A 12,918-nucleotide genomic window follows, 5' to 3' on the forward strand; every position below is an offset into this window, starting at 1 on the left:
AAAGAACAAGCCCTCAGCGTCATGTTACTACTAAAAAGATTGTAACACTTTTCTTCTGGACGCCTGGTAGGTGTAAATAATATAAGATTGTGTGTGGCGACATAGCTATGCCACGTCGCCATACGCAATCCCTTACATTATATGATGCGCCTCGTCGCGCGCTGGCTGCGACTGCTGAAGGGGGATAAGCTCGTGCAGGCGGCGGGTGGCTTCGTTTGCGTCGGGCCCCAGGAAGACACCCTTGATACTTTTTACCAGGCCGGGGTCTTGCATAAAGGCACCTCCACCAAAGCAGACAGTGGGGCGAGGCCCCTCTAGCTTATTGATCTCACGCGCGATCTCTGCCAGGTCCCGCGCGCGTGGTCGCGTGGTTGCTGATAGACATACCACTCCAGGTCGCAGGCGGCGGATCTCTTGCAGCAAGCTCTGAGGCTCCAGCATCTGCCCCAGGTAGTAGACATTAAAGCCCTGGCGGCGCCAGAAGAGCGCCAGCATCAGGATACCGATCTCATGCGTTTCCCTCGGCGCACAGCCAACCAGGATGGCTGGCCCCTGGTGCTGGTAGGGCGTGGTCTGGAAGAGGTGGGCCAGGCGCGTACGAATCATATTGCTGGCGAAGTGCTCGACCGTTACCGTGATCTGGCGCGAAGCCCATAGCTCACCAATCCGATAAAGTACTGGCTGAAACAGGTTACTACATACCTCCTCAACTGGGTAGTAGAAGAAGGCCTCATCCATAATTCTCTGCACATGTCCCTCGTCAAGCTGCCTGATCGCCTCCAGCATGATGTCTACGATACGCTCCAGCGTGGGCACCGCGTCCATATGCTCCCTGGCACGCTGCTGACTGGCGTAGATCTGCGGAGCACGGAGAGCCAGGTGAGAGAGACGTTGAAGGGCTTCGCGCGGGGTCAGGCCCGCCTCAATCAAATGTACAATCTGATCGCGTGTGAGCTTGGAGGCAAAATGTTCGATGGTACGGGGAAGTGAGACGGTATGGCGCAATTCAACAAGCTTCGTCAGCACCGGTTGCAGCACCTGCTGGCAGACGGTGGCCGCTGGATAGGTATCAAAGGCCTCATTCAGAATACGCCCCGTGCCCCCCTCATCCATCATGGTAATCGCACGCAGCAAAGATTCATGCAGTTCGGAAAACTTGCGCTGCCTGGGCAGAGCTGCAGGCATATTCGCGTTATAGTGTCTGCTATACGCCGGCTCCAGGCGCGCCAGTTCCTGCACTGACAGATAGACACTCGTGTTATTCTGCTTGATACGTCGATTGAGCCAGTGGATAGCCGCCAGGTCTCGCATTGAATAGAGGCGCGCGTTATTGCTCCCATGCCAGGGCGCGGGAATGCCAAAGCGCCGCTCCCAGGAGCGCAGCGTCATCGCCGGGACATGCGTCTGAGAGATAGCCGTCTCAAGGTCAAAGCGTGGGGCCGCAGAGTAGCGCTCCAGGTGTGGCAGCCCATCTCCAGGCGGCACATGGAAAAGCGAGAACATCTCTTCCGTTACCGGAGTGCGCCGCTCAGGAAAGGGAGAGCCTGGAGCAGTTTCATTCTGCTCCCCGGGCACGATGATCTCCTGCGTATTATAGATTCCGCTAGCCTGAGGCTGGCTCTCAAACGGCACAATCGCACGCTCAAATGGATTAAACGGTTTTCCTGAGGCATCCATATCCTACCTACTCCTCTACATTCTACACACATCGACTCAGCTTTATAAGGTTCTTTCCATGACGAGCAGCAGATGACCTGCCAATACATCTTCAATTTTCAAAGAGAAACATGCAATATAAACGATATACTATATACTAACATTACATACAAAAATAAGATATTAATAACGCATAAAAATTTCTTACAGGTAGCAAAGCTATATAATATGGCTTGCATATATTTAACCATCAAGACGCATCACAGGCGTGCTTACAATTGCCTAGAATAAATGCTAATTACTCAATACGTATCGACTATTTATTATGTCTAGATTGTAATGTCGAAGCACACCCTTCCCTTACCCGAAAGGCTCGCTACACGAGCCGAAGCAGTTTCCAGATGATTTTTTATTCATATTCAATCTGCAACAGAAACTCAAAGTGAAAATATATTTAGCAATGGATCAATGTTTTTGCATGAGCTATATTGACGATTACCATCTATTTTCTTACAATTAATTGCAACAAATGATTACTCCGTGGAAAGAAGGCATACAATACCAGGATATTCCCATGTAAACGTTGTTCTCTGGTTGTTATGTGGAGGCGGTTGAACAATGCATATACCTCTAGAAGCAGGACCCACGCCCCAACCCCGCGAGGGTGATATGGACGCTGAAGCTTTGCGTCACTATGGACACCAGGTCGTCGATTGGATCGCTAATTATATCCAGAGCGTTCATACACGCCCTGTTCTAGCTCAGGTCAAACCGGGCGACATCCAGGACATGCTCCCTTCCCATCCACCCTCTCAAGGTGAAGAGATGGATCAGATCCTGGCAGATGTTGAACGCGTCATTCTTCCCGGCCTGACCCAGTGGAACTCCGGCAGGTTTATGGGCTATTTCGGCGTGACTAGCGCTGGACCAGGCATACTGGCTAATATGCTTGAAGGAGCCTTCAATGTCTCACGTATGCTCTGGAAAACAGCTCCTGCCGCGACCGAACTGGAGCAAATCACGCTGGATTGGCTCCGCCAGATGCTTGGCCTGCCCGCACCCCTCTTTGGCATGATCCATCACAACTCCGCTATCGCCAATGTTCTCGCGGCGGCGCGCGAGTTTGTTCCCGGCCTGCACATACGCCAGCAGGGACTCGCGGGCCGCAAAGAGATACCACATCTCCGCTTCTATGCCTCCGAGGAGGCCCACTCATCACTGGAGAAGGCGGCTATTCTGCTCGGTCTTGGACTGGAGAGTTTGCGAAAGATCGAGACCGATGATGCCTATCGAATAAATGTGGAGGCGCTCGACCAGGCCATCCGCGAGGACCTACGCGAGGGCTGGTGGCCCTTCGCGGTTGTGGCCACTGTAGGCACAACCTCTACGACCAGCGTTGACCCAGTGGAGTCCATCGCGGATCTCTGTGAGCGCTATGGTCTCTGGCTCCATGTCGATGCCGCCTACGCCGGGGTCGCGGCCCTCATGCCCGAGAAACGCTGGCTCCTACGCGGTTGCGAGCGGGCCGACTCCCTCTCGATCAATCCCCATAAGTGGCTCTTCACTCCCTTCCACTGTAGCATCCTCTATACACGCCGTCCGCAGGCATTGCGCGCTACCTTTAGCTTGACCCCCGACTACCTGCAAAGCACCGAGGGCTGTTCAGGGCAGGCGATCAACCTGATGGACTATGACGCCTCCCTGCCTCATGGCTTTCCCGCGCTCAAGCTATGGATGACGTTGCGCTACTTTGGTTATGATGGTCTCGTCGCCAATATCGCTGAACATTGTCGCCTGGCGCGCCTCTTTGCCGATTGGGTTGAGGTTTCAAGTGATTGGGAGCTGCTCTTCCCCACTCACCTCAGCGTGGTTTGCTTTCGCGCACACCCCTGGGCCATCCAGAGCGAGGAACGGCTAGATCATTTGAATGAGCGCGTGCTCAATCGCGTTAACGCCAGCGGGCGCTGCTTTCTCTCGCCCACTCGCTTGAAGGGTCGCTATACGCTCCGCCTCGCTATTGGCAATCTGCGCACACGCGAAGAGGAGGTACGCCTGGCCTGGGATGAGCTACACACGGCCTTGCGCCAGGAGCTGGGCGTGACCCCAACCCTCTGGTCTACGCTGCGCCAGGGCAGGCTACGTCTGCTTTCGTTCTCAGACGCGCCCGCCAAACCCAATAATCTCTTGCCATAAGCCAGGCTAGAAGAGGCTACCCGGCGCCGTTACGGAGAGGATCATGCTATCGCCCGCCGCGCAGGGCACATTACTATTGGGGCCAATGCTGGCCGTGTTCAGCGTAAACTTGCCGCCAAGCGCACTACCCAGCTTACTATTTAGCTCCTGCTGAATCTGGCTATTGTAGGTATCATAAGGAAAGGTAAAGATGGAGAAGATTGTAACCGTGGTCTTCTGCACCTGAATAGCCAGCTTTCCCTGCTGCGCCAATGGCATAATCGTCGTGGTCGCCTGGGCCAATTTCAAAGATTTTCCCAGCGTGATATCGCTGGTCGCGACCAGCTGGTTTCCACTCACGGAGAGCTGGATATTCCGCGCGAAGAGGTCATTACCAAGGGAGAGCACGCCCAGGCCAGGTCCCAGGGTACTCAGCGAGCTAGCAGGAATCTCGACATAGGCATGCGTCCCCGCTGTAGCACTCGCTGGCTCCTGCCAGCTCGCCAGAGTGGTGCGCGAAGATTGTCCCCGCGTAAAGGCTGCGTTCTGCGTGGTCGCTGGCGCGTCCAGGTTGATCGGGAGCTGCATGCCAACATCTAACGCGTTCGCGCCACAGCCCGGGGTCGTGTGAATGTTTTGCAGCTGCCCCAGAGGCGTGGGCAAGGTGGTCAGAGGACCACTAACCAGGGTTGGGCTTCCCTGAAGCGGGAAGGCGCTGACCTGAATAGTTGTGGCGTTGAGCACCGTAAAACGCACAAGCAGGTTGGCGTCGATGGGTTTGGGATCGCCGGGATAGAGACTGATACGCATCGAGGTCACCATTCCCCCTGCCTGCGGCGAGAGGCCTGTAAGCGTGGCCGAGGGCTGAATCAAGACCTTTGCCATCTTCGCTGCCCAGTCATGCGTGTCACCTGGCATCCCATCCGTGATGCCTTTAAGCGTGCTAGCGACCGTTGAGGGCACCTGCGCGTCGATGCGCTCCTGAAAGACAGGCCGTAGCGCGTCGGTCGCCAGGTAGATATGCGCGTTCAAGGGCAACGCCTGTTGCACACGCGTTTGTATCATGGTGCGTGTCGCGGCATAGACCGGAGTAATCAACACCAGCACTACGCCCACCATGAGAAGCCCAAGGGCCACATTGCGCAGTCTATAGGGAGCATACCTCCCCAATTGTTGTATCTTAAACATATAGCCTTCTCTCTTGCAGCCCACTACTGGCGTACGCGCTACTATGGGATGGTCAGGGTAGGTGAGAGCTTATTGATATCGATTGGCCCGGTGAAACAATAGGGGGCGGGCGTAGCGATATGCGGCAGGTCGGCCACGGCGGGTGTCTCCAGCTGAATCACGAGCATCATTGTACCCTTGCTACAATTTAGCGCGGTCGTGGTATGCACCGCGCGTATCTGTACGCTCTTGAGTTGGGCGTGTAGCGCGGGCATGATCGAGTTGGTAAACATCTCGTTCACCGGGTCCTGCATGGCGGCCGTGGCCTGGGGTCCGGCATCCAGTCCGTCACGGCTGAGATGGGTAACCTTCAAATGGATGTTCTGCTTCTGGTCAAGGCCAAGCTGACCCTCCATCGCGACCGTCATGCTGCGCTTGATCCCGTTGGTATTGATATTCAGGCGCAGGCTCAGACGCAGGCCATCGTTGGGCAGCGGCGCGACGCTGATATTGCTGATGGTGTCGCTCTTGATCTTCAATTGCGAGGTTAGCAGCGAGGTCACCGCCTGCTGATCCAGTCCAACCTGCAAGGTCAATGAACGCAACAACGGTTTGGCGCTCTGCTGCCGCAGCATTGGCCCATCCACAATAAAGGTCGCCAGAATGCCACTCCCAATCAGCAGCAGCACCAGGAGAATGCTTCCCACGGCGAGCACCTGGCGCGGCTGCGCGAAGATGCTCTTGCCCGGAATAGGAGTCGCGCTCAAGTCCAGCTCACGCTCCGCCACCGGCACCTGGTTTCCCCAGAGGAAAACAGCGGGAATGATCGCCAGCAGACAGAGCCACATCGTAGCGAAGAAGACCGAGGTATAGACCGTGTGTGCCGAGCGCACCACATGGACCGCATAGTTTTGCACCCAGATGATATAATCGCCCGCCGTGGCCTTCATCGAGATCGAGGCATAGCCTTTGATACGACTATTGAAGTCGGCCAGCGCCCAGGAAGTCAGGATCGCCAATCCCAGGATCATGCCAACCATACGCAGCGCCGTGATGACCGCCGAACTCATGCCCGCCTGCCTACTTTTTACCGCATTCAGGGCGCTGGTGCCAATAGGCGAGATGACCAGGCCAAAGCCCAGGCCTGCCACGACCGTGCTTGTGGTGATCTGCGTCCAGCTAACATTGATGGGCCAGCGGCTCATCAGGTAGAAACCGCCCGCGGTAAACAGCAGGCCCAGCACCGCCGTCCAGCGACAGGTAATATAGTTACACAGCCACCCACCCAGCAACGCCCCCACGGGAATCAACGCGGTCATACGTAACAGGGCCAGGCCGCTATCCATGACCGTCAATTGCATAACCGTATCTACATAGATGGGGATATCGGCCATGGCTATGATCAGTGAGGCCCCGACCAGCAGGCTAACCAGGGTAGAGGCACTGAAGGTAATGCGTTTGAAGAGCGAGAGTTCGACTACCGGCCAGCGCACCTTGCGCTCAACCAGCACAAAGGCGATGAAGAAGAGCACCGCCAGGGTCAGGATGACGGGATTATTCTGCGGGGCCGCGCCGGTGCTGACATGTGCTGTTCCCATCTCCGCGCCCTGCTGAGCCAGTCCCAGGCTCAGACAGGTCAGGGCCAGCCCAAGCAGAATGCTTCCCAACCAGTCAACACCCTCGCGCTGGTGCTCTCCTTTGGGAATGCAGAACCAGGTCCCAGCCATCAGGACTCCCACAATGGGAATATTCAGATAAAATATGGCCTGCCAGCCGAGATGTTCGACTACCAGTGCGCCATAAAGCGGACCCAGCGCACCACCTATCTCGGTGACTGCGCCGATGATGCCCAGGGCAATGCCCAGGCGCTTCTGTGTATAGAAATCGCCCGCGATGGCCATAGCCACCGGGACCAGCGCGCCACCACCGATGGCCTGAAAGAAACGAGCCGAGATCAGCCAGATGAGTCCGGACGATGAGGTATCGATGCCTAGTGGTTGCAGGAAGCCCAGAGGAAAACGCTGCCCCAGCAGGGGCGCGATGGCGCAAAGAAACGAGCCAATACCAAAAATGGCTAAACAGATCTGGAAGATGCGCCTGCGTCCATAGATGTCTGAGACACGCCCCATCAGGGGCATAGCCACGACAAAACCAAGCAGGTAAGCACTCACGATCCAGGAGGCATGATCCAGTTGTGTCAGGGATAACTTGAGGTCCGTAATCACCTGTGGGAGCGCCGTCACCACGACCGTTTCGTCTAGGGCCGTAACAAAGACGGCAAAGCAGGCGATTGAGAGCGCCATAATCGCCAGGCGACGATTGCCCTGTGGCACTAGCTGGCGCAGAGAATCACTTAACTGTTCGCGTACTGAGGTGGATGTGGAGGTTCCCGTCAGGGGTCCCGTGGGGGCATTGACCAGGGTTGGGGCATCGTGTCCCTCACGCACATCGCGCTCCTCGTGCTGAGGATCATCCCCGGTCGTCGCGGCCGCATCCTTCGCGGCCTTCAGTTCCCGCTGAATCGCTTGTTGCTGCAAACGCGACGACGTATCATGATCGTCTTCTAAGGTATACATTCTCCCCCCAATGCTAGGCACTACAAGGCGAAAGCATAATGAAATACGCACAAAAAACAACGTCACGCCACCCTCTTTTCGCGGATAAATCTTACCCAGGTTTGCTCTCCTGCTATCTCGTAGCGTAAGATAAATAGAGACTCACCCCACTACCCAGTAGTGTTTCCCTCTCTGGGGGATACTATTCTTATTCCGAAATCCAACGTCACTCTCGTGACTAGCGCTTCGCGCTCAGGATTTCGGATAAGTAGACTACTATTTTTCTTGAAGAGGAACATTTTCTCATGGAGAATACAGAACTTACGCTGCGTTATGGCTGTAACCCGCACCAGAAGCCAGCTCGTGTCTATAGTAAGCAGGGAGCACTCCCCTTTCAGGTACTCAGCGGCGCACCTGGATATATCAACCTGCTCGACGCACTCAATTCCTGGCAACTGGTGCGCGAGCTTCGCAGTAGCCTCAACCTGCCTGCCGCGACCTCCTTTAAGCATGTCAGCCCCGCCGGTGCCGCCGTTGGCGTCCCCCTGGACGACCACCTGAAACAAGCCTACGCCGTTGAGAACTTGGAGCTCTCGCCGCTCGCGACGGCCTATGCCCGCGCCCGTGGAGCGGACCGCCAGGCCTCCTATGGCGACTTCGCCGCGCTGAGCGATATCGTCGATGTCTCAACTGCGAAGTTCATCAGCCGCGAGGTCTCCGATGGCGTGATCGCGCCCGGCTTCGAGCCAGAAGCCCTGGAGATCCTACGTAAGAAGCGCAAAGGCTCGTATATCGTTTTGCAGATTGACCCCAACTATGAGCCAGAGGAGATGGAGACACGCGAGGTCTTCGGTATAACCTTTGAGCAGAAGCGCAACAACGTCATTCCAACCTTTGAGATGCTCAAGGATGTGCCCACGCACAATAAGAACCTGTCCGAGGCCGCGCAGCGCGACATGGTCCTCTCCCTGATCACCCTCAAGTACACCCAGTCCAACTCCATCTGCTTCGCATACGATGGCCAGGCCATTGGCATTGGCGCGGGTGGGCAGTCGCGCATTATGTGTACACGTGTCGCGGCTGCCAAGGCCGAGAACTGGTACCTGCGCCTGCATCCCGCAGCCCTCTCGCTGCCCTTCAAGGCCGGCGTCAAGCGCCAGGAAAAGGTCAACGCCGTCGACACCTATCTGCGCGACGACCTGACCGCCATTGAGGAGAAGGAGTGGGAGCAGCTCTTCGATGTGGTCCCGCCCCGCCTGACCGCCCAGGAGAAGGAGGAGTGGCTTTCAGGTCTGAAGGGCGTCACCCTGGGTTCCGATGGTTATATCCCCTTCCGCGATAGCATCGATTGCGCGGCCCGCTACGGCGTCTCTTACGTCGTCCAGCCCGGCGCGTCCATGCGCGACGAAGATGTCATCCAGGCCTGCGACGCATACGATATCGCCATGGCTATGGCAGGCATCCGCCTCTTCCACCACTAACATAAGATAAATGATGCGATGGGCCCTGGCAGCCTGCGGCTGCCAGGGCCCATCGCATCATTTGCCACTCTGCCTATTTCTGATTCTTCAGGCTGCGTACCACGCCTGCCCCCTGTACAAGGAAGCCGTCATAGGGCTTGGTCAACACAAGGTAGTACTTGCCAGGCATACTATGGGTCTCGAAGGTACCTCCACACTCGGGAACCACCAATCTCTGCACCTCGGGATCAAGCCCCAGCAGGGCCATCCGCCTCACAGTAACCGTCATGGCATATCCCTGGCGACATGAGCGGGAGGTAAGCGTCCACTTCGCGTCACCAGTGTCCATCGCATAGCTGTTCGCGATCTTTGCATGATTGGTAAAACTATACGAATAGTTATTTGAGTAGGCTGAAGCACTCAGCGGCGAGCCAATCACCGCAACGGCAAGTGCAGCCACCAGCGCCACACTCGCCAGTACAAAAGACAAAGAAACAAACAACTTTTTCATCAACAAATCGTCCTTTCCACCCTACAACATATGTTGTTTCTTTAACTCAGTATACGTACACATGAAAATATAATGAGCACGAAATGTATTATACCTATGACTTTGAGGCCATAATTCCATTAATAGACATATAGAATACAATGAAGTAAACACTTTAGTTTCTTGCTCAAGAGTGTTCTCAGCGTCTGCGACGCTTCGCAGGGTTAAGGGATGTGGGATGGAAATGCCTTTGGCATTTCCATCCCACATCCCTTAACCCTTCTCGTCACGTAGTGGCGAGAAGTCCTGAATAATTACAGAAGAGAACGGGGGAGAGGCTTGCGCCGCAAGCCTCTCCCCCGTTCTCTTCTGTGTTAGATGCATAGTCCCAGGACGCGGGCCTGGCGGATGACCTCCGCGCCAGCGTTGAGGTCACGGTTGGCGATGACGGTCTGGGCGGCCTCGCGCAGTCCCGAGACGGCTGTAGGCGCATCCAGGTCGTTCTCCATGGCCTGCTGGAAGAGGGCACGCACCTGCGCATCTTCGCCATGGCTCTCCTCACCCACAAGGCGACGCACCTGCTTGAAGAGTTCAATCGTCTCTTGCGCCTTGCTCAGATCCTCGGGTGTGCATTCCCAGGGCTGGCGATAGTGATGGCTCTGGAGCGTCACGCGGATCACATCTGGCGAATAGGTCTTGAGCAGGTTGCTGATCAGCGTCAGGTTGCCCAGCGATTTGCTCATCTTCTCTCCATCCTGATATACCATGCCAGTGTGCATCCAGAACTGGCTGAAGGGCTTCTTGCCGGTGTAGTGTTCGGATTGCGCAATCTCGCAGGTGTGATGGGGGAAGGCCAGGTCGGCGCCGCCGCCATGGATGTCGATCTGCTGACCCAGGTGGCGAATCGACATGGCGCTACACTCTATGTGCCAGCCGGGACGTCCCGGACCCCAGGGGCTGGGCCACGCGGGCTCGCCTGGTGCCTGGGCCTGCCAGAGCACGAAGTCCAGGGGATCATGCTTGCGCTTATCCTCGGGGAAGTTACCGCGCTCATTGGCGACGTCGAGCATCGACTGGTAGTCATTGAGGCCAATCGCGCGCCCAAGGGTGCCGAAGTCGGGGTCCTGCTTTACACTATAGAAGACGCAACCCTCGCTCACATAGGCCAGGCCCTTCTCAACGAGGTCCTGCACGATCTCGACGATATCAGGAATGGCATCGGTGGCGCGTGCGTAGACATCGGGGCGACGTACGTTCAGAGCGTCCATGTCGCCCAGGAAGCGGGCCGTCTCGCGGCGTCCCAGTTCGTCCCAGGCCATATTCAGCTCACGGGCCTTACGCAATACATCGTCATCGATGTCGGTCACATTCTGTACGTAGCGCACGGTGATCCCCTGTGCCTCCAGGTACCGAATGAGCGTATCAAAGGATACATAGGTAAAGGCATGCCCCAGGTGGGTTGTATCGTATGGAGTGACGCCACATACATAGAGGGTGGCCAGGCCTTGCTTAAGCGGGGTAAAGGGGTCAATGGATTGGGTCAGCGTATTAAATAGCTTCATCTATAGCTCCTAGAGAGAACAGGCGAATAGCGTTCTGTGTGGTGATTTGAGCGATTTCCTCAAGCGTCATGTCGCGAATATCAGCAAGTTTCTGCGCCGTGTGCCTGACAAAGAGGGGCTCGTTACGCCTCCCTTTCTCTGGCTTGGGAATGAGATAAGGGCTGTCCGTCTCCACCATCACTCGGTCCAGGGGAACCATACGCGCCACTTCGGGCAGCTCATTTCCCTGTTTGGTGAGAGGACCCGCGAAAGAGAGGACAAAGCCGGGGAAGCTGGTCAGGCACTCCTCAGCTTGCTTAACCGTTCCAGAGAAACAGTGGAAGACACCACGCAGCCCCTTACCATGGACCTGCAACAGCTCTACCACATCCTCATGTGAATCGCGCACATGAATGATACAGGGCAGGTCATACTGACGGGCCAGCTCCAGGTGGGCACAGAAAACCTCGCGTTGAATATCACGAGGGGTGAGCATACGAAAATAGTCCAGCCCGAACTCGCCGATGGCGACGACTTCTGGCTCGCTGGTCATTTCACGTAGCTCAGCCTCTACCGCAGGCGTATAGGTCTGGGCATCGTGCGGATGCACACCCACGCCCGCGAAGATCACACCTGAATGCTCCTTCGCGAGTTGGAGCGCCGCCCGGCTGGATGCCAGGTCACAGCCCGGATCGATCATGCGTGTCACGCCACCCTCGATGGCGCGCTGAATAACCGCTTCACGATCCTCCTGAAAGCGGGACATATCAATATGCGTATGGCTGTCCGTAAGCACTCTCTGATCCTTCTCTCTTTCCCAAAATCCCTGTAGAGGGACTTCCTGATACACCAGAAACGTTGTAGGGTCCATGCTTGCATGGACATTCTCTGGTGCATCACGTACACAGACCCCCGGATATCTCGGGGAGAAGAGCACATAAAAATACGGGGCGCATCCTTACTATGATGACCGCCCCTCCATGCCCATCTCCTCGAAACACGTTCCCAGAAACTTGCTCTTCTATATAGAACACGCGAGGGTTCGATTCTATGCCCTCAACATGCTAGCATATCCCTTCTGGTATTTTGATCGGCCAAAACTTCAGCATTTGTAGTATACGTGGCCCCTTCTTGCACTGTCAAATAGCAGGTAGGCTGCTAGTAGTACTATCCAGAGGCACCTGAGAAAACCTCTTCCACTTTTTCCCCCACCAAAATCAAGTTACGGGGCCCACGTCTTTTCTCAGCAAAAAGATGCAGGTTCACAAATAAATTCTCCACAGCAGTCAGAATTTGTGCAGCCCTCCCTACAGCTCCGCACTATCCAGCCAGATGGTCACCGGCCCATCATTGCAGAGCTGCACCTGCATATGCGCACCAAAGACGCCACCCGCCACCTTCACGCCATAGCCCACGACGCCTTCTTTAAAACGCTCCACCAGGGGTTCAGCAATTGCGGGCGGCGCGGCATTTGTATAGCTCGGGCGCCGTCCCTTGCGCGCGTCTGCGTAGAGCGTAAACTGCGAGACCACCAGGGCCTCGCCCTTCACGTCCAATAATGAGCGGTTCATCTTCCCCTCGGCATCCCCAAATATCCTTAGATTCACAATCTTCTCGACCAGCATCTTGACCTGGGCCTCGCCATCTCCCTGGCCCACGCCCAGCAAGATCAGCAAGCCTCCGCCGATCTCACCCACTACCTCTCCCTCAACTGTCACGCTCGCCTGGCTGACACGCTGTAGTAATGCTCGCATAGCTACCTCACTTCGTTATTTATAACTGCGTCACTTCTCTCTAGAAGGTGTTCTCAGCGTCTGCGACGCGAGCCACGTAGTGGCGAGGAATCCTGCCTACATGGGCGATGTCATTGCTTCTAA

At 56.0% G+C, this 12,918-nt stretch carries 9 protein-coding genes; 2 read left to right on the plus strand and 7 right to left on the minus strand.

Annotated elements, in window-relative coordinates; genetic code table 11:
- Positions 1-132 precede the first annotated feature (132 nt).
- Positions 133-1,677 (minus strand): cobalamin B12-binding domain-containing protein, encoded by a 1,545-nt coding sequence (locus KRAC_RS62535; RefSeq protein WP_052568592.1) that lies wholly within the window; start codon positions 1,675-1,677, stop codon positions 133-135.
- A gap of 597 nt (positions 1,678-2,274) precedes the next feature.
- Between KRAC_RS62535 and KRAC_RS26440 the strand changes: the two genes are divergently transcribed.
- Positions 2,275-3,849: a pyridoxal phosphate-dependent decarboxylase family protein gene (locus KRAC_RS26440; RefSeq protein WP_007912510.1), complete on the plus strand. Its 1,575-nt coding sequence runs from the start codon at positions 2,275-2,277 to the stop codon at positions 3,847-3,849.
- Positions 3,850-3,855: 6 nt separating this feature from the next.
- Here the strand turns inward: KRAC_RS26440 and KRAC_RS26445 are convergent, their stop codons facing one another.
- Together KRAC_RS26445 and KRAC_RS26450 are read right to left on the minus strand one after the other, a co-directional pair.
- Positions 3,856-5,016 (minus strand): hypothetical protein, encoded by a 1,161-nt coding sequence (locus tag KRAC_RS26445; protein WP_007912512.1) that lies wholly within the window; start codon positions 5,014-5,016, stop codon positions 3,856-3,858.
- 41 nt (positions 5,017-5,057) lie between these two features.
- Positions 5,058-7,571 carry an MFS transporter gene (locus tag KRAC_RS26450; RefSeq protein ID WP_040444181.1) on the minus strand — a complete coding sequence of 838 codons (2,514 nt, stop codon included), beginning with the start codon at positions 7,569-7,571 and terminating at the stop codon, positions 5,058-5,060.
- A 284-nt stretch (positions 7,572-7,855) separates the two neighbouring features.
- Here KRAC_RS26450 and KRAC_RS26455 point away from each other — a divergent pair, with 284 nt between their 5' ends.
- Positions 7,856-9,031 (plus strand): phosphoribosylaminoimidazolecarboxamide formyltransferase, encoded by a 1,176-nt coding sequence (locus KRAC_RS26455; protein WP_007912517.1) that lies wholly within the window; start codon positions 7,856-7,858, stop codon positions 9,029-9,031.
- Between the two features lie 73 nt (positions 9,032-9,104).
- Here the strand turns inward: KRAC_RS26455 and KRAC_RS26460 are convergent, their stop codons facing one another.
- The 4 genes from KRAC_RS26460 to dtd form a co-directional block, all read right to left on the minus strand.
- A complete protein-coding gene (locus tag KRAC_RS26460) occupies positions 9,105-9,500 on the minus strand; it encodes a hypothetical protein (protein WP_169460942.1) in 396 nt (131 codons plus the stop codon).
- 374 nt (positions 9,501-9,874) lie between these two features.
- Positions 9,875-11,062, minus strand: a complete 1,188-nt coding sequence (gene cysS / locus KRAC_RS26465) for a cysteine--tRNA ligase (RefSeq protein WP_007912522.1) — start codon at positions 11,060-11,062, stop codon at positions 9,875-9,877.
- Entirely contained in the window at positions 11,049-11,837 is a 789-nt protein-coding gene (locus KRAC_RS26470; protein ID WP_040444182.1) for a TatD family hydrolase, read from the minus strand. Before KRAC_RS26470 ends, cysS begins: the two co-directional genes overlap by 14 nt.
- Before the next feature lie 511 nt (positions 11,838-12,348).
- A complete protein-coding gene (dtd, locus tag KRAC_RS26475) occupies positions 12,349-12,795 on the minus strand; it encodes a D-aminoacyl-tRNA deacylase (RefSeq protein WP_007912528.1) in 447 nt (148 codons plus the stop codon).
- Positions 12,796-12,918: the final 123 nt, after the last annotated feature.

The sequence above is a fragment of the Ktedonobacter racemifer DSM 44963 genome (assembly GCF_000178855.1).
GTDB classification, from domain to species: domain Bacteria; phylum Chloroflexota; class Ktedonobacteria; order Ktedonobacterales; family Ktedonobacteraceae; genus Ktedonobacter; species Ktedonobacter racemifer.

What these genes read in the sequence shown, in the direction of transcription:
- KRAC_RS26445 (WP_007912512.1), bottom strand. Translation starts at nt 5,016, where the DNA reads ATGTTTAAGATACAACAATTGGGGAGGTATGCTCCCTATAGACTGCGC.
- KRAC_RS26450 (WP_040444181.1), bottom strand. Translation starts at nt 7,571, where the DNA reads ATGTATACCTTAGAAGACGATCATGATACGTCGTCGCGTTTGCAGCAA.
- KRAC_RS26440 (WP_007912510.1), top strand. Translation starts at nt 2,275, where the DNA reads ATGCATATACCTCTAGAAGCAGGACCCACGCCCCAACCCCGCGAGGGT.
- cysS (WP_007912522.1), bottom strand. Translation starts at nt 11,062, where the DNA reads ATGAAGCTATTTAATACGCTGACCCAATCCATTGACCCCTTTACCCCG.
- KRAC_RS62535 (WP_052568592.1), bottom strand. Translation starts at nt 1,677, where the DNA reads ATGGATGCCTCAGGAAAACCGTTTAATCCATTTGAGCGTGCGATTGTG.
- KRAC_RS26455 (WP_007912517.1), top strand. Translation starts at nt 7,856, where the DNA reads ATGGAGAATACAGAACTTACGCTGCGTTATGGCTGTAACCCGCACCAG.
- dtd (WP_007912528.1), bottom strand. Translation starts at nt 12,795, where the DNA reads ATGCGAGCATTACTACAGCGTGTCAGCCAGGCGAGCGTGACAGTTGAG.